The 22,478-nt window shown below is 65.6% G+C and carries 27 protein-coding genes and 1 pseudogene; 12 read left to right on the forward strand and 16 right to left on the reverse strand.

The window, feature by feature from the left end; translation table 11 throughout:
• Nucleotides 1-140 precede the first annotated feature (140 nt).
• The gene (locus OXR08_RS04870) at nt 141-431 is read left to right on the forward strand and encodes a hypothetical protein (protein WP_267348166.1); all 291 of its coding nucleotides are present in this window, start codon (nt 141-143) and stop codon (nt 429-431) included.
• A 403-nt stretch (nt 432-834) separates the two neighbouring features.
• Here the strand turns inward: OXR08_RS04870 and OXR08_RS04875 are convergent, their stop codons facing one another.
• The 5 genes from OXR08_RS04875 to OXR08_RS04895 all read right to left on the reverse strand — a co-directional run bounded on the left by OXR08_RS04875 (nt 835) and on the right by OXR08_RS04895 (nt 3,930).
• Entirely contained in the window at nt 835-1,101 is a 267-nt protein-coding gene (locus OXR08_RS04875) for a hypothetical protein (protein ID WP_267348168.1), read from the reverse strand.
• Nucleotides 1,102-1,112: 11 nt separating this feature from the next.
• On the reverse strand, nt 1,113-1,340 hold the full coding sequence (locus OXR08_RS04880; protein ID WP_267348243.1) for a hypothetical protein: 228 nt from the start codon (nt 1,338-1,340) through the stop codon (nt 1,113-1,115).
• 63 nt (nt 1,341-1,403) lie between these two features.
• Nucleotides 1,404-1,604 carry a hypothetical protein gene (locus tag OXR08_RS04885; protein WP_267348170.1) on the reverse strand — a complete coding sequence of 67 codons (201 nt, stop codon included), beginning with the start codon at nt 1,602-1,604 and terminating at the stop codon, nt 1,404-1,406.
• 801 nt (nt 1,605-2,405) lie between these two features.
• Complete coding sequence (locus OXR08_RS04890) at nt 2,406-2,591, reverse strand: hypothetical protein (RefSeq protein WP_267348172.1); 186 nt, start codon at nt 2,589-2,591, stop codon at nt 2,406-2,408.
• Between the two features lies 1 nt (nt 2,592).
• Nucleotides 2,593-3,930, reverse strand: coding sequence for a hypothetical protein (locus OXR08_RS04895; protein WP_267348174.1), 1,338 nt, complete (start codon nt 3,928-3,930; stop codon nt 2,593-2,595).
• Nucleotides 3,931-4,015: 85 nt separating this feature from the next.
• On the opposite strand from OXR08_RS04895, the pseudogene OXR08_RS04900 reads away from it, so the two are divergent.
• The 5 genes and pseudogenes from OXR08_RS04900 to OXR08_RS04920 all read left to right on the forward strand — a co-directional run.
• A pseudogene (locus OXR08_RS04900) lies at nt 4,016-4,762 on the forward strand (glycosyltransferase family 2 protein); the annotation flags it as partial.
• Between the two features lie 500 nt (nt 4,763-5,262).
• Nucleotides 5,263-5,739, forward strand: a complete 477-nt coding sequence (locus OXR08_RS04905) for a hypothetical protein (RefSeq protein ID WP_267348176.1) — start codon at nt 5,263-5,265, stop codon at nt 5,737-5,739.
• 34 nt (nt 5,740-5,773) lie between these two features.
• Complete coding sequence (locus tag OXR08_RS04910; protein ID WP_112383906.1) at nt 5,774-6,688, forward strand: sulfite exporter TauE/SafE family protein; 915 nt, start codon at nt 5,774-5,776, stop codon at nt 6,686-6,688.
• A 5-nt stretch (nt 6,689-6,693) separates the two neighbouring features.
• Entirely contained in the window at nt 6,694-7,461 is a 768-nt protein-coding gene (locus OXR08_RS04915; RefSeq protein ID WP_112383939.1) for a TIGR02186 family protein, read from the forward strand.
• 78 nt (nt 7,462-7,539) lie between these two features.
• On the forward strand, nt 7,540-9,177 hold the full coding sequence (locus OXR08_RS04920) for a DUF87 domain-containing protein (RefSeq protein WP_267348180.1): 1,638 nt from the start codon (nt 7,540-7,542) through the stop codon (nt 9,175-9,177).
• Nucleotides 9,178-9,248: 71 nt separating this feature from the next.
• Here OXR08_RS04920 and OXR08_RS04925 read toward each other — a convergent pair whose 3' ends face one another.
• Together OXR08_RS04925 and OXR08_RS04930 are read right to left on the reverse strand one after the other, a co-directional pair.
• Nucleotides 9,249-9,647, reverse strand: coding sequence for a hypothetical protein (locus tag OXR08_RS04925; protein WP_267348182.1), 399 nt, complete (start codon nt 9,645-9,647; stop codon nt 9,249-9,251).
• 90 nt (nt 9,648-9,737) lie between these two features.
• The gene (locus OXR08_RS04930) at nt 9,738-11,231 is read right to left on the reverse strand and encodes a M23 family metallopeptidase (RefSeq protein ID WP_346731890.1); all 1,494 of its coding nucleotides are present in this window, start codon (nt 11,229-11,231) and stop codon (nt 9,738-9,740) included.
• A gap of 186 nt (nt 11,232-11,417) precedes the next feature.
• Between OXR08_RS04930 and OXR08_RS04935 the strand changes: the two genes are divergently transcribed.
• The 6 genes from OXR08_RS04935 (at nt 11,418) to OXR08_RS04960 (ending at nt 17,014) form a co-directional block, all read left to right on the forward strand.
• Nucleotides 11,418-13,913 (forward strand): helicase-related protein, encoded by a 2,496-nt coding sequence (locus OXR08_RS04935; RefSeq protein ID WP_267348184.1) that lies wholly within the window; start codon nt 11,418-11,420, stop codon nt 13,911-13,913.
• A gap of 16 nt (nt 13,914-13,929) precedes the next feature.
• Nucleotides 13,930-14,229, forward strand: a complete 300-nt coding sequence (locus tag OXR08_RS04940; protein WP_267348186.1) for a S4 domain-containing protein — start codon at nt 13,930-13,932, stop codon at nt 14,227-14,229.
• A gap of 52 nt (nt 14,230-14,281) precedes the next feature.
• Nucleotides 14,282-14,623, forward strand: coding sequence for a ferredoxin FdxA (gene fdxA / locus OXR08_RS04945; RefSeq protein ID WP_112383910.1), 342 nt, complete (start codon nt 14,282-14,284; stop codon nt 14,621-14,623).
• 283 nt (nt 14,624-14,906) lie between these two features.
• On the forward strand, nt 14,907-15,440 hold the full coding sequence (locus OXR08_RS04950; RefSeq protein ID WP_112383911.1) for a CarD family transcriptional regulator: 534 nt from the start codon (nt 14,907-14,909) through the stop codon (nt 15,438-15,440).
• A 115-nt stretch (nt 15,441-15,555) separates the two neighbouring features.
• On the forward strand, nt 15,556-16,266 hold the full coding sequence (locus OXR08_RS04955; RefSeq protein WP_267348190.1) for a head GIN domain-containing protein: 711 nt from the start codon (nt 15,556-15,558) through the stop codon (nt 16,264-16,266).
• 40 nt (nt 16,267-16,306) lie between these two features.
• Nucleotides 16,307-17,014, forward strand: a complete 708-nt coding sequence (locus tag OXR08_RS04960; protein WP_267348192.1) for a DUF2807 domain-containing protein — start codon at nt 16,307-16,309, stop codon at nt 17,012-17,014.
• Nucleotides 17,015-17,029: 15 nt separating this feature from the next.
• On the opposite strand, the gene OXR08_RS04965 is transcribed toward OXR08_RS04960, so the two are convergent.
• The 9 genes from OXR08_RS04965 to aroE form a co-directional block, all read right to left on the reverse strand.
• Nucleotides 17,030-17,518, reverse strand: a complete 489-nt coding sequence (locus OXR08_RS04965) for an MmcB family DNA repair protein (protein WP_149681399.1) — start codon at nt 17,516-17,518, stop codon at nt 17,030-17,032.
• A gap of 74 nt (nt 17,519-17,592) precedes the next feature.
• Nucleotides 17,593-18,210 carry a cell wall hydrolase gene (locus OXR08_RS04970; RefSeq protein WP_267348195.1) on the reverse strand — a complete coding sequence of 206 codons (618 nt, stop codon included), beginning with the start codon at nt 18,208-18,210 and terminating at the stop codon, nt 17,593-17,595.
• Between the two features lie 189 nt (nt 18,211-18,399).
• Nucleotides 18,400-18,726 carry a DUF1491 family protein gene (locus OXR08_RS04975; RefSeq protein WP_267348197.1) on the reverse strand — a complete coding sequence of 109 codons (327 nt, stop codon included), beginning with the start codon at nt 18,724-18,726 and terminating at the stop codon, nt 18,400-18,402.
• Nucleotides 18,723-19,178, reverse strand: a complete 456-nt coding sequence (locus OXR08_RS04980; RefSeq protein WP_267348199.1) for a PaaI family thioesterase — start codon at nt 19,176-19,178, stop codon at nt 18,723-18,725. The genes OXR08_RS04975 and OXR08_RS04980 overlap by 4 nt, the downstream gene beginning before the upstream one ends.
• On the reverse strand, nt 19,165-19,632 hold the full coding sequence (locus OXR08_RS04985; RefSeq protein WP_149681403.1) for a PTS sugar transporter subunit IIA: 468 nt from the start codon (nt 19,630-19,632) through the stop codon (nt 19,165-19,167). The genes OXR08_RS04980 and OXR08_RS04985 overlap by 14 nt, the downstream gene beginning before the upstream one ends.
• A 67-nt stretch (nt 19,633-19,699) precedes the next feature.
• Entirely contained in the window at nt 19,700-20,281 is a 582-nt protein-coding gene (gene raiA / locus OXR08_RS04990) for a ribosome-associated translation inhibitor RaiA (protein ID WP_112383917.1), read from the reverse strand.
• 57 nt (nt 20,282-20,338) lie between these two features.
• A complete protein-coding gene (dnaQ, locus tag OXR08_RS04995; RefSeq protein ID WP_267348203.1) occupies nt 20,339-21,034 on the reverse strand; it encodes a DNA polymerase III subunit epsilon in 696 nt (231 codons plus the stop codon).
• A gap of 7 nt (nt 21,035-21,041) precedes the next feature.
• On the reverse strand, nt 21,042-21,635 hold the full coding sequence (gene coaE / locus OXR08_RS05000; RefSeq protein WP_267348205.1) for a dephospho-CoA kinase: 594 nt from the start codon (nt 21,633-21,635) through the stop codon (nt 21,042-21,044).
• Nucleotides 21,632-22,444: a shikimate dehydrogenase gene (gene aroE, locus OXR08_RS05005; protein WP_267348207.1), complete on the reverse strand. Its 813-nt coding sequence runs from the start codon at nt 22,442-22,444 to the stop codon at nt 21,632-21,634. Before aroE ends, coaE begins: the two co-directional genes overlap by 4 nt.
• Nucleotides 22,445-22,478 lie beyond the last annotated feature (34 nt).

A 22,478-nucleotide genomic window follows, 5' to 3' on the forward strand; every position in this document is an offset into this window, starting at 1 on the left:
GGCCCGAGTGATGTAAGGTTCTGTCTCATCATGGGATTCGATCGGTTGGTCGATGGGGCTCAAGCAATTGCGCTCAAAGCCGCAGCACGCTCTATTTCCTAAGCACACCAGTATCTCGGTGTGCTTATGGAGATAAAGCAATGTCGACATTTGCCATGAGGATAGAACTTAATGGGCCACCTCCCCGCTCCGTGTATGACCGTCTGCATGAAGCCCTTGCGCGTTCAGGCTTCAATCGGTCTATCGTCGGTTATGATGGCAAACGCTACAAGCTTCCAGATGGTATGTACGTTGGCAACCTGAACACCAACGACTCGGTTGCCGCACATGACCATATCAAGAGCGTGGTGAATTCCGTGCACAACAGCTCTGAAGTAGTCGCGTTTCTCTACAGTTCCTCGGCTTGGACAGGCCTTCGCCAGATCGCTTGATCATAACATCATGATGATGGCTCGCGGGGACGGGTACAGTTCCTAACTAGGGGGCTTCCGTGTGCGACGGAAGCTCGACCGGTTCGCATCTACCTGATCCAGGACACAGCATCATCCGAAAGGGCGGTTCGAAAGAGCCGCCCTTTTTATTGCGGTAGCGCGCTCTGTCGCTTCGCTTCCGTGTCTACTCGGGTTGGCCAGTCCGGCTCAGTCGAATAAGGCCGCTTGCCGCAGCGCGAGCACCGGAAACGTCGGCAGAGCGCGGGCACCTTCGCCTCGTCCGGCAGCATGTCGACGTTGACCGATGCCGCGTGGCCGCACCGGCAGCGGGCGACGACGTTGCGGACCCGATGCGTCCGCATGTTGCCGAGGCTCATCCATAGCGCCTCGTCCAGTTCGGGCCTCATCGGCGCCAGAGATCCCGAACGCCGAGCCCCCTCTCCTCCACGCCGAAGAACTCGGCCAGCGTCCGGTGATCACCGGGCGACAGGGCGGTCGGGTGGCCGTCGTTGACGAAGCGGCCGAGGTAGCCGTCAGCTCGGCCGAGCATGCGGGACAAGGCCGCATAGCTTTCGCGCGATGCTTGAACTCGCTGCGCCAACGCCCGGCGCGGGCATGGCTCATGGTAGCGACTGACGCGCTCCACCTGCTGGAAAGGAGGCCGGCGCATGCTGCGCCGCATCAGTAGCAGAGCCAATCGGTTTCGGCTTCGTCGACGGCTTCGAACATGTCGCCGTCAGCCTGCATCCGGTTGAGGTGCTTGCGCACATCGTCCGGAGATCCGTTGAACGGGAACTGACGGTCCAGGCGAACGGCGGTCACCAGCTGGCCTACGAGGCCGGATCGATCCTGCTGCGCCTTCAGCCATTCGGTGAAGGCCGGGCGCGTGTCGGTTTCGGTCTGCATCATCGTCTCCACGATAGGTGCATCCACATAGTATGTTCCATCTATGTTCTCAACGGTTGGTAGCCGTTACTGTCGGGTGTTGGTCGGTGTCGGCTTCGCGAACGCCAGCAATCCTGTGAGGATGCCTGTGATGAGATCGAGGTCGTCGGTATCCAGACCCACCTCCTCGTCGATCACCTCGTACTCGCCGCGTTTCGCCCGGAACTGCCGAAGGCGTTCGATGGACTGTGTGATGCCCCGTAGGGCGTCGTTGCCGGTCGCTCCCATGGTTCGGCAAACTACGCGCATGATGTTCGAAGGCAAGGTTGGCGTTTCGCTTGGAACGTACTGACCTATGCTGAAGGTTGTGGATCGCGATCAACACACTTCGAAGTATGCCCAGATGTCTGAAGCAAATCTGGCACCTCTGGCGTCATTTTATCCTGCACTTCGGCCGTTCGGTCGCCCGATCACGTTAAAAACAGCCGTGTTTCCACCCGCTAAACTGAGGACCCCAAAAAAATATTTTGCCTCTTGCGGTTCGCGAACCCCGCAGACATCCATGCGTCGCACCGGACAAGGCCGCATCGCCCCCCGGAACTGGCACTCGTTTCACCGCTTACCCGCTTGCGAGCCTGTTTAGGATTATTCAGAAGGGGTGGGCAGACCGCGAGGGGGTCCACCCAAGCTCTGGTAGGTAAAGTAGCTTTCTCGGCTGGCGACCTACTAGCCTTAGTGGCTTCTCGCAGTTTTGCGCGACGCTTTTAGCGTCAAAAAAGGGGGACGGCAGAGCCGTCCCCTCAGGAAGCCTGGATCAGATATGACCCCTGAAAAGGGCGCTATCCTCACGCCGGACTATGCACCTGCACACGTATGCGGGATCGGATGAGGAAGCAAGGATTAGGGTCGCAAAAGAGGACTATCCGATGCCTATGTTCCCTCCACCTGGAAAGAAGGTCGTGTTTGTAAAGTGGATCACCCGGCGCGGTCGCCGCGTCTATGCCAGCCAGTACGGCTTGCAGGCTTTCCGCATCTGGGTGAACAAGTGACGACGGGGCGCTCTGGCTTAAGCCAGGGCGCCCTAACGGTTCAGACAGCTTCAGCCTGACGCAAGCGCGCAGGAATTTTGCCGCGCGATTTGAAGGCTGCTTCCATATGTTTCCGCGTATCAGATGCAGCAGCATCAACGGCGCTATGATCGCGTCGTTCTACCGTCTTGTGGGGCAGGGCACTGCCCATCTCCAGGACTGAGTAGAGCGCCCAAGACTTGGTCATTTCAGCTCTCCCCTGATGGCATCGGACCGCACGCGGCGCGCATACGGTCAAAGTACCGTCTATTCAACTCCGCAGGAAAGTAGTGTTTCCGACGTACCCACACAAAGCCATCTGCCTTAGATATCACAGCCACGTCGATGGGGCCGCCCACCGTTTCGTGACCGCGGGATACCCGACGTTTAATGGAGGTGAGATTAACAAGCGCCTCCGCCATGCGGGCCATTTCGGGCTTCGGCATGAACTCGACCATGTCCTCAATTTCCTCCTGAGCGACCTGACGAATGGATTGGAATGCCTTCTCCTCAAGCCCGCGATAGAAAGCGCGCTCCGCTTTTTCCGCGGCGACCATCAACGCGTCTCGATCCTCGTCGCTCATGTCCAAGGCATCCAGCAACTGACTGGAGATAGATGGTATGGCATCTCGGGCGAAACGAGTGATCTCCTGCTCGATGCCAGGATCTAGGCCATACAAAAACCGTTCAACCATCTCGCGCTGAGCAAAGGGGAGAACACGGGCTTTGTCGCCGTCTCTGTCAATGTCGACCACTTCAGTTTCGGCATATTTGAGCCGATTTCCAAAGGTTCCGTAAAGCTCAAATGCTATGAGCGTGGGGAAGAGATCGTCATCTCCAAAGCCAGCTATAATCAGTCCGGTAGTTGATCCACCCACCCCCCTCTTACGCATTGCTGTTTCGACAAGCTTCAGCGCTTTCTTTATCAAATCCGGCGAAGCCAACGGCAGATGCTTGATTGCCAATGCCCGGAGACCGGCGCGTTGTGAGGTAGCTATGACAGGTTTTCCGTCACCATAAAATGACGCATCATCAATAGAGCTTATTGCTCGTTCTATAACCTCATATTGATGGACGTGCTCAGCCTCAATTGCTTGCCCGACCCTCTCCGTATCTCCTATATATTCTGATCTAACCTGTTGCGTGCTCGGGTCTATGACTTTAGCAGTCCACGCTTCTCGCGCACGGTTGTTAATGCCATTGAAAATATCGCGAGCTAAGTTCTCGATAGCTTCCGTCTCGATACGTTTTGGGGACGATTTTACAAAATCGTTAAGGTATCCTAGAAAGTCGTGAGCAGCCTCTTTCACTCTTGAGAAACGAGGCGCAGTATCGCGATAGCGTTTGATCAGAACAGCAAGTGGCGCCTCCATGAGGCTCATGTCGCTGTTAACCATCACTGCGATAGCATTTCGATTTGTCAGTTCGAACAGCTTATCCGCACTGTCGAAGATTTTTTCCTGCGTAGATCCAGCTGATATGGTGACAGCGCTATCTGCGGCTAGTGCAACTGCACTTTTGTTGAGGATCGCCACTTCGGCGGTCACGTCATTCTCTCCCCCCAGTTTCATAGAACATGCGCGGGGCGAATCAGCGATGCAATAGTCTTTTTAGAGTTGCGGTAACGCCCACTTCGGTGAAGCCCATACAAAGCAGTTGATTGTGCGCACGGCGCTTGGCGCAGGGTTGCCGCTGGCGGGGACGGGTTGTGCCATCGCCCCGGCCATGCTCGCCAAGGTGGCGGCGTTGCGTGGTGGCGATCCGTTCGATGCCACGAGCCTGACCGAGGACTATGAACTGGGCTTGCGCATCGCCGAACTGGGCGGCGAAGGCCTGTTCGCGCGGGTCCATCAGGACGATGGGCAGGTCGTCGCGGTGCGCGCCTATTTCCCTGGCGACCTAGTCTCCGCCATTCGGCAAAAGGCACGGTGGATGACCGGCATCGCCTTTGCCGGCTGGGATCGCACCGGCTGGGCCGGCCCATTCGCGTTGAGTGATCATTGGATGCGAATGCGCGATCGGCGCGCGCCGGTGGCCATGCTCGTTCTGGCAACTGCTTATATCGGGCTTCTGCTGTGGGGTGTCGCTGCCCTGATTCACCTGGTCCGCGACACGCCGCCGCCCGAGCCCAGCCCCCTGCTCAACGACTTCATCTTCTGGAACGCTCTGCTGCTATGCTGGCGTCTGACGATGCGGATGACGTTCACCGGCCGCGTCTATGGCTGGCAAGAAGCGTTGTGGTCGGTACCCCGCTTTATCGTCGGCAACTTCGTCGCACTCGCCGCGGCCCCGCGTGCGTTGCTGCGTTATGCCGGCATTCTGCGCGGCCATGCGCCGGTATGGGACAAGACCCAGCATGAATTCCCGGACGCAGCCTGAACATGGCCGCCGGGAGGCCGCTCCGCTTTCTCCTCTTGGTCACAGGCGGTTGGACTGTTGCACGCACGCTGCTCGTGCTGTGGCCATCGGCCTCACCGGAGGCCGTGGGTACGCTGCTCTTCCCTCCGGTCGAGGCGTCGGCAGTGCCCGTCCCGCGCATGCCGGTAGCCGTTCCATTCCCGCCCTCGTTCAGACATCACCGATCCGAACCCCTGCCCGCGGTCACGACCATTGTTCATTCCGATCCACCAGCGAAGGACCTGACGGTCCCGCCATCTCGCACGATTCCGGTGGATGCCGCGCAAACAACGCCGGGCATGATCCCGCCTCCGCTATTTCCCACCCCACGCCCTACCCCGCCTTCCCGATGGGCTGCCAGCGCCTGGGCGATCGCAAGAGGTGGCGGGAACACCTCCCTGCTCGGTGGGCAACTGGGCGGGTCGCAGGCTGGCGTAAGGCTGACCTATGCCGTGCAAAAGCAGGTCGCTTTGGCAGCGAGGTTGGCGGGACCATTGGAGGGACGCGGCCGGGAAGCGGCGGTGGGCGTGGAGTGGCGGCCGACGCGACTTCCGGTGCGGTTGATCGCGGAGCAACGTTTCGGTCTGGATGGCAATCCCGGTGGACCAACCGCCATGATCGTTGGCGGCATCGACCCGACGCCGATCGCCGCCGGCTTCAACCTTGAGGCTTACGCACAGGCTGGCGTGATCGTTCGCGCAAGGGTCGATGGATTTGCCGATGGTGCGATGCGCGTCACGCATGCACTGACGGAGGGAAGCGTTCGGGTCGATCTGGGCATAGGTATGTGGGGCGGGGCACAGCCGGGGGCGCGGCGGCTGGATACCGGGCCGACCCTGGGTGTCTCGGTGCCTGTGGCCGGGCAGCGCATGCGGCTGTCGCTCGACTGGCGCCAACGGATCGCCGGGGATGCCGCACCGGGCTCAGGACCGGCACTTTCGATCGGCACCGATTTCTGAGGCATCGGCTGTCCGGGGCTGTATAAAGCGCGTCGTGGACCTGTATCTTCCCATCGCCAACCTGTCGGTCAATGCGCTGGTGATCATCGCGCTGGGTGGGGGCGTAGGCCTGCTGTCCGGCATGTTCGGCGTCGGCGGCGGGTTCCTGACAACGCCGCTGCTGATCGTCTACGGCATTCCGCCGACCGTCGCCGCCGCGTCGGCCGCCAGCCAGGTGACGGGCGCCAGCGTGTCGGGCGTGTTCGCGCACTGGCGCCGTGGCGGCGTCGACGTGAAGATGGGCGGCGTGCTGGTCGCGGGCGGCGTCGTCGGGTCGTTCGCGGGTGCCGGCATATTCCGGCTGCTCCAGGCGAGCGGACAGATCGATACGGTGATCGCCATCGTCTATGTGCTGATGCTGGGATCGATCGGATCGATGATGGCGCGCGAAGCGGTGCAGGCGATCCTGGCGCGCCGTCGTGGGCACGCGGGGGCAGCCGCGCGGCGGCGACACCATCCGCTGGTCGCAGCCCTCCCCTTCCGCACGCGCTTTTATGCCTCGGGCCTCTACATATCGCCGCTCGCACCGCTGCTGCTCGGTTTCTTTACCGGCATATTGACGATCCTGCTGGGTGTCGGCGGCGGGTTCATCCTGGTGCCGGCGATGATCTACCTGCTGGGCATGGCGACCAGTGTGGTGCTGGGCACGTCGCTGTTCCAGACGCTCTTCGTCACTGCGGCAGCGACGATGGTGCACGCGACCACGACCAAGGCGGTCGATATCGTTCTGGCTGGACTGTTGCTGATCGGATCGGTGACGGGAGCGCAACTGGGCGCCAAGTTCGCGTCGCGGGCCAGGCCCGAATATCTGCGGCTGGCACTGGCGATCATCGTGCTGCTGGTGGGTACGCGCATCCTGCTCGGGCTGGTATGGCGGCCAGAGGAGATCTTCACGGTCGAACTGTCGTGAAGGCGATGGGCAGGCGCGCGGCGGGAACACTCACCCTGCTGTCCCCCCTGTTGCTGGCGCAGGCCAAGCCGGTGCTGGTTCCCGACGTGTCTCAGCGCGACATCGAGATCGTCTACAGCTTCACCGGGGCCGAACTGCTGCTGTTCGGCGCCATCCTGTATCCCGGCGGCCGCCTGCCGAGCGATGACCGTCCGACCGACGTAGTGGTGGTGGTAAAAGGCCCCACCCAATCCGTGCTGATCCGCGAAAAGGAAAAGGTGGCGGGCCTGTGGGTGAATGCCGGACGCCTGCGCTATCGCTCCGCACCCTCCTTTTACGCGATCGCGTCGTCCCGGCCGGTGGAACGGCTGGTCGACGAGCGGACGCGGGCGATCTACGAGTTGGGGCTGGACAGCCTGCAACTCTCCCCCGCTTCCAATGCTCCCTCGGAGGAACAGGGCCGGTTTCAGGAGGGGCTGGTCGATCTGAAACGCCGCGCCGGCCTGTATGTCGAGGCGCCGCGTGCGGTGGAGATCACCGACGACGTGCTGTACCGGGCGCGCGTGACCATTCCGGCGCGCGTACCGGTGGGGCGCTTCACCGCCGAGACCTTCCTGATCCGTGACGGCCGGGTGCTGGCGGCGGCGGTGCGCGATATCGACATCCGGAAATCGGGGTTCGAGCGGTTCGTGGCGCGGGCGGCCGATCGGTCCTCGATACTCTACGGCCTGACCGCAGTGGCGTTATCCGTGCTGCTCGGCTGGACCGCGGGATGGATCGCGCGACGCACCTAACCCGGCGTGCGCCCTCACCTTATCTTTACCCGACTGACGCTAGAGGCTGCACCGAATATATTCATCGGGTGACCCGTCATGGTCGAAATGCCGCACTTCCAGACCTTCACCACCAATACCGGTCCGGCCCCGGTCGGCTATGTGCTGGCCATAGCGGGATCGAGCAGCCGCATCCTGTTCGACCGCGCCTTGCTGGAAGGACTGTCGGCCGACGCCGATCCGATGACTGCGACAGCGGGTCAGGTTGGCAGCCAGGTAAAGATGCGGGTGGGGACAAGCTGGCTGATCGCCAATGTCCGCGCGCTGACGCTGGACAGTGCGCAGGGCGGCGCATTGATCGCCGCCGATATCGACTTCCTGGGTGAAGGCGACGAGGATGCCGATGGCGCGCTGACCCGCTTCCGCCGCGGCGTGACGCGCTATCCGATGCCCGGATGCGATGTTTTTCCGGTCACCACTGCCGACCTGCACCGGATCTACACCGCGCAGGATCGTGCCCATATCGGCATAGGATCGGTCTATCCGACCGACGACGTGCCCGCCGCGCTGTATGTCGATGCGATGCTGGGCAAGCATTTCGCACTGGTCGGGTCGACGGGTACCGGCAAGTCCACCGCCGCCGCGCTGATCCTGCACCGCATCTGCGCGCTGGCGCCGCAGGGCCATATCGTGATGATCGATCCCCACGGCGAATATGCCGCGGCGTTCCGGGATACCGGCGCGATCTACGATGTCGGCAACCTGCAGATGCCGTACTGGCTGATGAACTTCGAGGAGCATTGCGAGGTTTTCCTGACCTCCAGCGGGGCGCAGCGACAGATCGATGCGGATATCCTGGCGAAATGCCTGCTGGCGGCACGCGCCAAGAGCCGGCTGGGGCAGGAGATAGCGAAGCTGACGGTAGATGCCCCGATCCCCTATCTGCTGTCCGACCTGACCGGCATCATCAACCAGGAAATGGGAAAGATGGACCGGGCCGGCGACACCGCGCCCTATCTGCGGCTGAAGGGCAAGATCGACGAGATCAAGGCCGATCCCCGCTATGGCTTCATGTTCTCCGGCATGCTGGTCGCGGACACGATGGCGGCGTTCCTGCAACGCGTGTTCCGCATGCCCGGCGAGGGCAAGCCGATCTCGATCATCGACGTGTCGGGCGTGCCGTCGGAAATCACCGCGGTGGTGGTGGCCGTGCTGAGCCGGATGACCTTCGACTATGCGATCTGGGCCCGTGCAGAGCCACAGCGCCCGATCCTGCTGGTCTGCGAAGAAGCGCATCGCTACATTCCGGCGGAAGCGGAGCAGCAATCCTCGGTCGGCCGCATCCTGTCGCGGATCGCCAAGGAAGGTCGCAAATATGGCGTCGCGTTGGGACTGGTGACACAGCGCCCGTCCGATCTGGCCGAGGGCGTGCTGTCGCAATGCGGTACGATCATCGCAATGCGGCTGAACAACGACCGCGACCAGGCTTTCGTACGCGCGGCGATGCCGGAGGGTGCGCGTGGGTTTCTCGATGCGATCCCGGCCTTGCGCAACCGCGAGGCGATCGTCTGCGGCGAGGGCGTGGCGGTGCCGATCCGGGTACGCTTTGCCGATCTGGAGGAAGCCAGGCGCCCGGCCTCGGGCGATCCGCTGTTTTCGGAACTTTGGCAGGATGTCGGCGGCGAGGATCAGATCCTGGCCCGGACGATCAAGCGCTGGCGCTCGCAGGGGAAGTGAGGCTGGATGGGCAACGCATGACCGGATCTATCGCGGTGTGCGTGTTATCCCTTGGCGCGGCAGATCGACGTTTACCGCCCGTGGCCCGGCGTGATGACCAGAACGCCCGTCGATCCTGATCCAGCTTCCGAGGCGGCCACATCAAGGCTGAAGCTTTCACCGGTTTTCAGCATTCCAGTGATGCGATTTCCTTGTGCTTGCGAAACACGCAGCCCGGCGTCTGCCGCCGCCATGGCATAGGCCTTCAGGAAATCATCGGCCCTCAGCGCGCTGCCGACGCGGTAAATGACCGGCGCATCGGGATTGTCCGGCGTGATCGACATGCCCAGCATCCGCGTTCCGGGCGGTGGCGGCATCCCGACGGCCGGCATCAAGGCTGCGCTTTCGTCGATAACGGTCGGCGTTCGGTCAGCCGGTGCGTTCGAAATCATCGACGCCGTCATTGCAGCCACGAAACAGAGGTTCAGCATCGTAGGTTTTCCTGTCCCGACATGCCCCGCCTTGTTCAAACATCGGCTGCTTTTCCCGACCGTGCAAGCCGTTACGTCACGGCCAGACCGTCATGCGCCCGGCTTTACCGCCCGTAGCGTCGCCACCTGTTGCTTGAAGGCGCGCAGGCGCTCACCCGACAGTTGCGCGACATTGGCAAAGGTGATCGATTTCGGATTCACCACCTGTCCGTTCTTCCACACCTCCCAATGGACGTGCGGGCCGGTCGAGATGCCGGTCGAGCCGACATAGCCGATGACCTGTCCCTGACGGACGCGCGTGCCCGAGCGAACGGCAAAACGGCTCATATGACCATAGGCGCTGGTCACGCCGCCGGCGTGGCGCAGCTTGACGAGGTTGCCATATCCACCCGAGCGGCCGGCGAACTGGACCACGCCGTCGAGCACGGCATAGATGGGCGCGCCATAGGGAGCGCCGATGTCGAGGCCCTTGTGCATGCGCATGAAGCCGAGGAGCGGGTGCATGCGCCGTCCGTAGGAGGAGGTGATGCGACCAGCGACGGGCATGCCCATGAAGCCGCGCCGCTCGGTCTGACCCTTGGCGTCGAACCAGTCGGCACGGCCGCGCTCGCCCTCGAACCGGACCAGCTGGATCGACTTGCCGCCGCGGTCGAGCCCCGCGAACAGCAGCTGGCCCAGCCGGACCTCGCCGGTAGCGGCGCGTTCGCGCTCGACGATAAGGTCGAAGGTGTCGGCGGCGGTGACGTCGCGGCCGATCGACAGGCGGGTGGCAAGCGCCTTGATGTAGCTTTCAACCGCCCTGGCGGGGGCGCCGGCGGCGCGGGCGGAGCGGTAAAGGCTGGCGCCGACGAGCCCCTGGATCCGCAGCGGGGTAGCGTCCACCGCGATCGGCTGGCGGGTCATGGAGAGGCCGTTCGCGGTACGCTCCAGGGTGAGCGCGAGGTCGAAGCGGGCGCGGAGGGTCAGTTTGTCGAGGGGGCGGGCGACGGAGCGGTTGGGGCGGCGGCCGAGGGTGAGGGCGAGGCGGGTGCCGGAGGGTATGGCGTTCGCATCCACCGCGCCGGCCACCAGATCGGCGGCCGCACGCGCATCGCCGCGCCCGACGCCGGCACGCTGGAGGACGCTGGCGAGGCGATCGCCCTGCCCCATCGTCGCGGCCAGCTCCACCACCGGCCGTTCGGGCGCCTGGGCGAGCGGGGCGACAAGGTCGCCCGCACCCATGCGGCGGCCGGTGTCCGCGCCCCAGGCGAGCGGCGTGATCGTCTGTGCGCGCTGCTCCTCCCAGGCGGTGCCAGCGAGCGGCGCGGGGGTGGCGCCGGTGATCGGGCGGATGCCGGGGGCAAGCCACAAGGTGGTGGCGCACAGTGCGGTGCAGGTGGCGAGCCCGCGCCACCAGGTACGGCTGCCGATCTGGGTGCCGAGGTCGGGTGCCCAGTCGATACCGGCGGCGGCATCGCGCAGCCGGTCGATCGGGGTGGCGACCGCGGCCGGCCCGGTCAGCCGTCCGAATGGCCGTGCGGCCGTACCCCCGGCCAGTTCCAGTCCTTCAACCGTCCGTAAAAACACCGTCGGCCCCATGTCCACGCTCAAGCGGCGCCGAAATCCCCCCGGCGCCGTGTTTCGCCGTTGTGGCCGCCGCTTTCCTAAAGTCAAATGAAGGCACGGAAATCCGGGGCTTCGGTGCGGTCGGCCGTGGGTCGCGCGCGGCCGGGCGTCGCCCGTGCATTCCCGTCATTGCATGCGGGCACCCGAGTGCCGATGTTAGGGGCCATGACCAGCCGCGTATCGGGCGCCGTGACGGCCGTTCTTGGGCCGACCAACACCGGCAAGACGCATCTCGCGATCGAGCGGATGTGCGCGCATTCCAGTGGTATCATCGGCTTCCCGCTGCGCCTGCTGGCGCGGGAGGTGTATGACCGAGTGGTGGCGCTGAAGGGGCCGGACCAGGTGGCGCTCGTCACCGGCGAGGAAAAGATCGTGCCGCGCGACGCGCGCTGGTTCCTGTGCACCGCCGAGAGCATGCCGGACCGCGACGCCGCCTTTGTCGCGCTGGACGAGGCGCAACTGGGCGTGGACCCCGAGCGGGGCCATGTCTTCACCGACCGGTTGCTGCGCGCGCGCGGGCGCGAGGAGACGATGATCCTGGGATCGGAGGCGCTGCGCCCGATGATCAAGGCGCTGGTGCCCGATGCAGAGATCGTCAACCGGCCGCGCTTTTCCACGCTGACCTATGCCGGCGCCAAGAAGATCAGTCGCCTGCCCAAGCGATCCGCGATCGTCGCCTTCTCGGCGGAAGAAGTCTATGCGGTGGCCGAGATGCTGCGCCGCCTGCGCGGGGGCGCGGCGGTGGTGATGGGCGCGCTGTCGCCGCGCACGCGCAACGCGCAGGTGGCGATGTTCCAGGCGGGGGAAGTCGATTATCTGGTCGCCACCGACGCGATCGGCATGGGCCTGAACATGGACGTGGCGCATGTCGCCTTTGCCGGCCTGTCCAAGTTCGACGGGCGGCGGCAGCGGCGGCTGACCGTGGCGGAAATGGCGCAGATCGCGGGGCGCGCCGGCCGGCACCAGCGCGACGGCACCTTTGGCGCGCTGGCCGACGAGGGGCCGGACGCGTTCCTGCCCGAAGAGATCACCGCGATCGAGGAACATCGCTTTCCCCGGCTGGAGCATCTGTTCTGGCGCGAGGGGGTGCCCGACCTGTCGAGCATCGATGCGCTGATCGCCAGCCTGGAGCGCCGCCCGCCGCCCGGTGTGCTGCGCGCCGCGCCGCTGGCAATGGACCTGCAGGTGTTCAAGCGGCTGGCCGACGAACGCTGGGTGCGCGACCGGGTGCGGGGCAAGGCGATGGTGGCGCGGCTATGGGCGGCGTGCGGCATTCCCGATTTCCGCAAGGTGGGGCTCGACCCGCATGCGCGCTTCGTGTCGCGCGTGTTCGGCTATCTGAGCGAGGGTTTGGGGCATGTGCCCCACCAGTGGTTCGCGGACGAGATCGCGCGGCTGAATACGATGGCCGGTGATGTGGAAACGCTGGCCGGGCGCCTCTCGGCGATCCGGAGCTGGGCCTATATCGCGCAGCGGGCGGACTGGCTGGCCGACCCCGCGCATTGGGCCGACCGGACCAAGGCCATCGAGGAACGACTGTCCGACGGGTTGCATGCCAGCCTGACGCAGCGTTTCGTCGACAAGCGCACCACCGCGCTGATCCGGCAGATCGGTGCGGATGCGGCATCGCTGCCGGTGACCGTCGGCCCCGAGGGCGAAGTGCTGGTGGAGGATCACCCGATCGGACGGCTGGAGGGGTTCCGCTTCACCGTGGAGCCGGGTGCACGCGCAGCCGACAAGCGGCTGTTGCTGGCGGCGGCGGAAAAGCGGCTGGGCCATGAGCGCGCGCGCCGGGCGGAGGGACTGATGGCGGCCGAGCCGCGCGCCTTCACCCTGGACGACGAGGGCGGCGTGCTGTGGGAGGGGCATGGCGTTGCGCGGTTGAATGCGGGGCCGACGCCGGGGCGGCCGCAGGTGGTGCTGCACCGTGACCTGGAATGTCTGGACCGCGCCTTGCGGGAGCGGATCGCGGGTCGGATGGAACGCTGGCTGGCCGAGGGGATCAGGCGGCATGTGCCGGGGCTTGCCGCACTTGCCGCCCTGGCGCGCGATCCGCAGGCGACACCGGCACTGCGCGCGACGGCGGCGGCGCTGGAGGATCTGGGCGGGATCGCCCCCCGGATGCCGCAACGCGCGACCGTCGACACGCTGACCCAGCCCGATCGCAAGCGGTTGCGCCAGGCGGGCATCACCATCGGCGCGCTGGACCTGTTCGACGCACGGTTGTTGAAGCCCGAAGCGGCCCGCTGGCGCCGGGTGCTGCTGGGCCTGCACGGACGTGCGCCGACGCTGGCCGCGCCCGGCGCCACCGTTCTCGAACGCGGCGCGGCGGGTGCGGTGCTGGCCTCGGGGTTCCGGCCGCTCGGCGCGCAGGCGGTGCGGATCGATCTGGTCGAGCGGATCGCGCGCGCCGCGCACGATGCGCGTGCCGGGCGGACGCCGTTCACGCCCGATGCGGCGCTGGCGACCTCGATGGGACTGGACGGTGCGACGATCGCACGGCTAATGGCCGAGCTGGGTTTTCGCCGGCTGGCCGCGGAGGCGGATGGCACCGATCGCTGGCGCTGGCACGGGCGACCGCCCGCCGCCAAGCAGCCCCCTGCCCGCCCCGCCCCGGACAACGCCTTTGCCGCGCTGGCGGACTGGCGGCCGCATGGTTGAGATGAATCGGGCTGAGATGGGTCGGGCTGACACGATGCGGCTGGACCGGTTCCTGTGGTGGGCACGCCTGGCCAAGACGCGCAGCGCCGCGCAGGCGATCGCCAGCGATGGCCATTTGCGGCTGGACGGGCGCGCGATCGACCGCGCCCATGCCTGTGTGCGCGTCGGCAACGTGTTGACCTACATAGCGCATGGACGCGTGCGGGTGATCCGTGTAGAGGCGCTACCCGTCCGGCGTGGCCCGGCGCCCGAGGCGCAAGGCTGTTACACCGATCTGGAGACTGCTAACGTTTCGCAGCAGGCGCGTGTCGATTGACGCGAGCCGGAACGCGACATAGCAGCACCGCGTTACCCCCTCAGGAGTTTCCATGACCTACGTCGTCACCGATGCCTGCATCCGCTGCAAGTATATGGACTGCGTCGAGGTGTGCCCCGTGGATTGTTTCTACGAGGGCGAAAACATGCTCGTCATCAATCCATCCGAATGCATCGATTGCGGTGTATGCGAACCGGAATGCCCGGCCGAGGCGATCCTGCCCGACACCGAGAGCAATCTGGAGCAATGGCTGGAGCTGAACACCACCTTCTCCGCGCAGTGGCCCAACGTCACCCGAAAGCTGGACCAGACGCCGCCCGATGCGGATGCGATGAAGGGCGTGGAGAACAAGTACGAGCAGTTCTTCTCCGCCGAACCCGGCAAGGGCGACTGATCCAAGGCAAGATCCGGGTTTGACTGTTTCTATTGCGAAGCAGTTGCAGGGATAGTGAGGATGGTGTAGGGGAACCCCTGCGCCACTACCGCGTTCGGGTCAGTCAAACTGACAGTTTGGCTAGTAATTTTGTTGCCGGCATGTTAAAAGGGGCCATGTCGGGCGAACTTCCATGACCTCGCCCGCCTTCTAGTGTTCGACCCCTCCTTCCCGACGGCTTTGTGAACGGTGTTATCCGTGAAACGGCGGTCGTGCGAAGGCCTTGATCCGGAAAGGCCCATCAATGGCTGCCAAGGCGCTCTCCTTCGATGTCGGTGATTATGTCGTGTACCCAAAGCATGGCGTGGGGCGCGTCATCGAGTTGCAAAAGCAGGAAATTGCGGGGCTCCAGCTCGAACTGTACGTGCTGCGTTTCGAAAAGGAGCGCATGACGCTCCGCGTGCCCACCAACAAGGCCGAATCGGTGGGTATGCGCAAGCTGTCGTCCGACAAGACGATGCGCGAGGCGATGGAAACGCTGAAGGGCAAGCCCAAGGTGAAGCGCACCATGTGGTCGCGCCGCGCGCAGGAATATGAGGCGAAGATCAATTCGGGCGACCTGGTGTCGATCGCCGAAGTTGTCCGCGACCTGTTCCGCGCCGACGACCAGCCCGAGCAGAGCTATTCCGAGCGCCAGATCTTCGAAGCGGCGACCAGCCGGCTGGCGCGCGAACTGGCCGCGATGGAAGAGGTGGACGAGCCGCGGGCCCAGGAGAAGATCCTTGAAATCCTGCGTGCCGCCGCCGCGATCTACAACAAGGAAAAGCCCGCCGCCTGAACTCCGTAGTCAGGCCAAGGCTTCGATGGGGCGGCTCCGGTGCGGGGCCGCCCTTTTTCGTTTGGCGAGGAAACAGGCGGCGTGTATTGTGTAGGCAATACACAGGAGGATCGCCATGCGCCGCTTCGTTCCCGCTACCCTCATCCTGCTCGCCATCCCGGCCATGGCCTGCTCGTCCGAGCGGGCGGCGGAGGGCGGCACCAGCCGCAGCTATCCGGTGACCGGCTTTACCGGCATCGATGTCCGGGGTGCCGATTCGGTGGCGGTACAGGTCGGCCGCGGCTTTTCGATCCGTGCGGAGGGTCCCGCCAGCGAGCTGGACATGCTGCGCATCGAACGCAGCGGCGATACGCTGCGCGTCGGACGCGAGAAACGTGGCGGCAACTGGTCCTCGCGCGGACGCGTGAAGGTGTTCGTGACGATGCCGCGGATCAGCGACGCCGGCGTATCGGGATCGGGTTCGATGACGATCGACCGGGTCGAGGGGCCGAACTTCGACGCCAGTCTTGCCGGGTCGGGGTCGCTGACCGTCGCGGCGCTGCGGGTCGAGCGGGCCGACCTGAACATCGCCGGGTCGGGCAGCGTGCAGGCCGCGGGAACGGCGGGTGCACTGCGCGCCAGCATCGCAGGGTCGGGCAGCGTTGCCGCACCGGCGCTGCGGGCAAGATCGGCGGAGGTGTCGATCGCCGGATCGGGCAGCGTCACCACACGGGTCGAGGGACCCGCCACCGTGTCGATCATGGGATCGGGCGACGCCGATCTGGGCCCCGACGCCCGGTGCACGACGTCGCGCATGGGGTCCGGACGCGCACGCTGCGGAGGATGATCGCTTGCCCCCCGGCGCCGGTCGGGGGAGGATCGCAGGTATGACGATAGCCCGTACCCTGCTGCTCCCGTTGCTCCTCGCCCTGCCCGGCTGGGCGGGTGCGGCCGATCGCCAGATTCCGCTCGGCAGTTTCGATCGTATCCGGGTCGAGGGGGCGTACAAGGTGCAGGTCGTGACCGGGCGTTCGCCGCGCGCGGTGGTGTCGGGGGCGGCGGATGCGCTGGAGGGCGTGGAGGTGCGGGTCGACGGGCGCACGCTGCTGGTGCGCAAGGCGCGCGAGACGCTGGGTGCCGGCTGGGGTCCGCGGCGGGCGACGCCGGTGACGGTCACGGTGTCGGCGCTGGCGGTGAGCGCGGTGAGTGCCATGGCGGGCAGCGTGGTGACGGTGACCGCGACCAAGGGCGACCGGGTGGACCTGTCGGTGGCGGGTGCGGGATCGATCGCGGTGGAACGGGCCGAGACCCCGCAACTGAGCGCGACGCTGATCGGGCCCGGTGCGATCACCATCGGCGGGCGGGCCGAACGGGCCAGGCTGACCACCAGCGGGACGGGCACGATCGATGCCGGGGCGCTGGACGCCGGCGATCTGACGATACGGCTGGACGGGGCGGGCGAGACGCGGGCGCGGGCGCGCTACACCGCGGCGATCGCCAATATGGGGCTGGGCACGGTGACGGTCGCCGGGCGGCCGAAATGCCGGGTGGAGGCGCCTGGCGGGGGCGCGGTGGTCTGTGGAGAGACGCGCTAGGCGCCCCCTGCCCCCTCAGCCTGCCGCGTCGGGATCGATCAGCGCGGTCAGGCGGCGGGCGGCGCGGCGGGCATAGGCGAGCGTGCAGCGCTTGCGGACATGGGCGGCCAGCGGATGGGTATGCGCCTCGCGGACGATGGCGGCGTCGTAGCGGTCGGCAACGATGATGCCGGTACGCTCCGGCAGGAAGGCGGGACCGTCGAGCGGCGACAGGTCGAACCCGGCCGGCATCGCCCAGAAGAAGCGGTCGCAATGATCGAGATAATCCGGCCACTTGCCGTCGCCGAGCAGATCGGCGCGCGACACCTTGATCTCGACGATGACGATCCGCCCCTTGGCATCGATCGCCATCAGGTCGGCACGGCGCCCGCCCTCCAGCGGCACTTCTCCGATCGTGGTGAGATCGTGGCGGAGCAGCATCCGGGTCACGCCGCGCGCGACATCGGCAGCGCAGAACGGCGAAGCGGGATCCTCGATGCAACTGGCGGGCGGCACGTCCAACATGCCACCCGCCATAGAACATTCACGGAACATGGCAAATACCCGGCGTGCATGCCGCCGGGATCGTCACCAGCCGATCAGCGATAGAAGATGTGGTTGCCGATCGAGGCGATGCGCGTCAGGCGCGCGGCCGGGCGGCGATCGGGGGTGTTGAAATACAGCGCCTTGCCGACTTCGCTGTCCCAGGCCTCTGCCAGCGCGACCTTGGCGACGGCGACGGCGGTGCGATAGGCGGTGCGGCTTTCGTTGATGTCGGGAATTTCCCCGCCGCGCACGAAGCCGAACTGGCCCCGCTGCTTGATGACGTCGCACAGTTCGGAGGGGAACTGGCCCGAGCGGGCGCGATTAAGGACGACCTGCGCCACGGCAAGCTGGCCGGACAGCGGTTCGCCCTTGGATTCGAAGTAGATGGCGCCGGCGAGGCAGCGAAGCGCCTCATCATCGTCGCTCGCGGTCTGGGCGGCGACGGCTTCGGCCAGCGTGTCGTAATCGTCCGCCTCGGCATCCGAGAGATCGGGAGTCGCGGCCTGCACCGCCGTGGCGGTCTGCGGAACCGGAATCAAATCCGAGACGTTGATGGAAAAGGAAGCGGGAGTGAGCATCCCGATACCGGTCGCCGCGATCCCATTGGCATGGGTGGGTCGGGCCTGACCGGGTGTGCTGGTGCCGAGCAGACCGGCGACAGCGAGAGTCATGGTCGCGAACGCCGCGACCCGCTTGAAAACAGTCATTCACCAAAACGGACATGCGGTTGGATCACGGACCCGAGCGGCCAAGGCGCTCGTCCGGGCTTCCCCCCGACTGCGTAACCGATCCGGATCGCACCCGAATGCAGCACAACGCGTGTTTGCGATGACGCCTCGTGGCCGGAACGGTCCGTTCCGTCAACCTTGCCCGAGCGTTTCAGCGATGAATCGTTCCGGCTCCGGGACGTTCAGTTCGACGATCCAAAGGTCCGGATCCTGCGCACGGCGGCGCTGCGCGTAATTTCTGCTATCGTTTGCAGGCGTTACGTCGACCAACGTGGCGCGACCGTCGAAATCGAGCCGACGCTCCAGAAAACGCTCCTCCCCGCCGCGATCGACCGCAATCACCAGCAATCCGCCGGCGTCGTGATCGCCGCGCGCCAGCACCATGCCCATGCCCCCGCCGTCATTGGTCCGGCGGAGCAGCGCATCGACCAGCAGACGGGTAGGAAGCCGCGCGGTCATGCCGTGCGATAGCCCGGCAAGGCCGCCAGGGCGATCTGCGAGCGCATGAAGGTGCCGGTGCCGCGGGCCACCTCTTCACCGCTGGCATCGATCAGCCGGGCGTCGGCCACGAAGACGCGGCGCTGGCCACTGATCCAGCGCCCCTCCGCCGTGACCGGCCCGGCCTTGAGCGGGCGGGTGAGCAGCAGGTTGAACTGCGTGGTCAGCAGGAAACGATCGGTGACCAGGCTGTTGGCGGCATAGAAGGCGGCATCGTCCAGCATCTTGAAGTAGCTGGTGCCATGCGCCGCACCCGCGGCGTGATAATGCCGTTCGTCCACCAGGAAGCGGATGCGGGCGAGGCCGGGGCCGGGCACCTCCAGCGTCGATTCGAACAGCCGGTTGATCGGGGCATGGGCGTAAAGCGATTCCAGCGCGCGGAAATGCGCCGCTTCGCCCTCAGGCGGCGTCACGCGCCTCGTCCTGCGTCAGGAGCGCCCAGAGCGCATCGGGCGAGCCGGCACCGCGCAGCTTGGCAAGGAACGCGCGGTCGCGCATGCGCCGCGACACGCGGGCCAGAGCCTTCAGATGGTCCGATCCCGCCCCCACCGGCGAGAACAGCGCAAAGATGAGGTCGACGGGGACATCGTCCACCGCCTGAAACTCGATCGGTTGCGCCAGACGTGCGAACACCGCGACGATCTGCGGCAATCCTTCCAGCTTGCCATGCGGAATGGCGACGCCGCCGCCGAACCCGGTCGATCCCAGCTTCTCGCGCTCCGCCAGCTTTTCGGCGACGACGCGCGGATCGAGCCCTGTCTGAAGGGCGGCGACGGATGCCAGTTGCTGGAAAAGACTTTTCTTGTTGGCGGCCGTGACGCCGGTCAGAACGGCATCATGGCGCAGCATATCGCTGAAATCGGTCATGGTCACTTCTCGGGTGCGCGCCCCCGCGCGAGACGCGCCATAGCGACCGGCGGGGGCTTGCGATAGATCAAGCCGCGCGGCTTGGCTCCACCCACCCGATCGTGCCGTCCCCACGGCGATAGACCATGTTGTAGGCGCCGGTGCCCGAATTCTTGAACAAAAGCGCCGCGGTATCGCGCAGATCGAGCATCATGACCGCATCCGAGACCGATGCATCGGGAATGTCGACGCGGGTTTCGGCGACGATCAGGGGTGCATCGCCCGCTTCCTGATCGTCATCGATCGTCTCGGCGAACAGCGTATAGCCGGCGTCGTAGCCGATCGATTCGGCGATCTCGATCGCCTCGCTGGCGTTGCGATCCTTCAGGCGGCGGGCATAGCGGCGAAGCTGCTTTTCGATGCGGGTCGCCGCGCCGTCGAACGCGAGATGGGCATCCTGCGCGTCATGGCGCCCTTTCAGCACCAGCCCGCGGGTGACGTGCATCACGATGTCGCATTTGAAGCCGTTGTGCGGCCCCTTGCCGAAGGTCACCTCGGACGAGATGGTGCGGGCGAAATGCTTCTCGGCGATACCCTGAAGACGGTCGGTGACATGGGTCCCAAGGGCATCGCCCGTTTCGACCTGATGACCAGAAATCCGGATATCCATCGTCTTCTCCAATAAATAAGTCGGACGGTCCTTTTGGCCTGTCCCTTCAGTTCGGCGTCATCCGGACGCCCCGGCCCCCCAGATCGGATCAGTGATCTTCGCAAGAAACGCCGTGTGGGCGGCAAGTTCTCCCTCCGGCACGGTAAAAACGCGCGGCGGGCGCACCTTTGCCGCGGTGCGCACCGCGACGGGCGTGGCGGCCGCCTCCACCGTCTCGACCCCAAGGCCCAGACCGATCTGGCGACCACCCATCAACTCGACATAGACCTGGGCGAGCAGTTGGGCGTCGAGCAGCGCGCCGTGCAGCACGCGGTGCGAGCGATCGATGCCGAAGCGCGAGCAGAGCGCGTCCAGGGTATGCTTGGCGCCGGGATGCCGCTGGCGCGCGATGGCAAGCGTATCGACCATGCGGGTGCGCATGCACACCGGCGGGAAGCCGCATGCCTGCAACTCGCCGTTGATGAAGCCGAAGTCGAAGGTCGCGTTGTGCGCGATCAGCGGCGCATCGCCGATAAAGTCGAGCAGATCGGCCACGCCGGCGGCGAACACCGGCTTGTCCCTCAGGAACGCGTCGGACAGGCCATGAATCGCCTGTGCCTCGGGCGGCATGGGGCGTTCGGGATTGAAATAGGCGTGAAAGGTACGGCCGGTTTCGACCCGGTTGACCATTTCGACACAGCCGATCTCGACCAGCCGGTCCCCTTCGGAAAATTTGAAGCCGGTAGTCTCGGTATCGAACACGATCTCGCGCATGAACAGACTATCGGCCTTCGCTGCTGCGTACGCAAGCGATCACCTGCTGCACCGCGGCGCGGGTTTCGGCGAGCGGCACATCGGTTGCGATAACATGATCGGCCCGCGCCCGCTTCTCGGCATCGGGCATCTGGCGGGCCAGGATCGCGTCCAGCTTGACCGGGGTCATGCCGGGACGCGCCAGCACGCGGGCGCGTTGAACGTCCGGCGCTGCGGAGACGACGACGACGGCATCGACGGCACGGTCTCCGCCGGTTTCGAACAGCAGCGGCACGTCGAGCAGGACGATCGGCGCATCTTCATGGGCGGCGATGAAGGCGGCGCGTTCCTCGGCGACGGCGGGGTGGACGATCGCCTCCAGCCGGCGAATCGCGTGGCGGTCGCCCAGCACCGCGGCAGACAAGGCCGGGCGGTCCACCCCCCCTGCCCCGGTGGTGCCGGGAAACGCCGCCTCGATCGCGGCAACGACGCGGCCGCCAGGGCCTTGCAGATGATGAACGGCGGCATCGGCGTCGAATACCGGCACGCCTTCCTCTGCAAACATCGTCGCCACCGTCGACTTGCCCATGCCGATCGAGCCGGTCAGGCCGAGCAGGATCATGCCGTCAGCCGGTCGCGCAGCTCGTCGTCCCGGTCGCGCGGCGGTGCGGCGCCGAAGAACAGCTCGAACGCGACCGCCGCCTGGCCGACCAGCATCTCCAGCCCGTCAACCGTGTCGAGATTTCGCGCGCGCGCCGCGGCGAGCAGATCGGTTTCGAGCGGCGCATAGACGATGTCGTACACCACCGCGTCGTCGGGCAGTGCCATGAGGTCGAGCGCCAGCGGCGGCTGGCCGGTCATGCCGAGGCTGGTTGCGTTGACCACCAGGGCCGAGGGCGGTGCTGCGGGTTGCAGTGGCAGCGCCTGTCCCTTCAAACCGAAGGAGGAGAGCAAAGCCGCTCCCTTCAACACGTTGCGGTTCATCAGCGTGACCGGGCCGACATCCATCCGGGCCAGTGCGAACAGGATCGCGCGCGCGGCGCCCCCTGCCCCGATCACGGTGACGGGCTTGCCCGTCAGATCGAGGTCGGCGATCGGTGCATAGAAGCCGGCAGCGTCGGTGTTGGTGCCGGTGAGCGCGCCATTCTCCGCCCGGACGATCGTGTTGACCGCGCCGATCGAGCCCCGGACATCGCCCGGGTCCTCGACCAGATCGAGTGCGGCCACCTTGTGCGGCACGGTGACGTTGCAACCACGCCATGCCGGGTCGTTCCGGCGGCTCTCGATATAGGTGGGCAGCGCGTCAGGCGTGACATGCGTCGCGCGGTACTCGGCATCGATACCGAGCGCATCCAGCCAGAAGCCGTGGATCAGCGGCGATTTGGAATGGGCGATCGGGTCGCCGATCACTTCGGCATAGGGCTTGGTCATGGCCTGTCTTACGATCCTTCGCTGCCGGGAAGAA

Origin of the sequence: Sphingomonas sp. GM_Shp_2, from assembly GCF_026540875.1 — a bacterium.
Taxonomy (GTDB): domain Bacteria; phylum Pseudomonadota; class Alphaproteobacteria; order Sphingomonadales; family Sphingomonadaceae; genus Sphingomonas; species Sphingomonas carotinifaciens.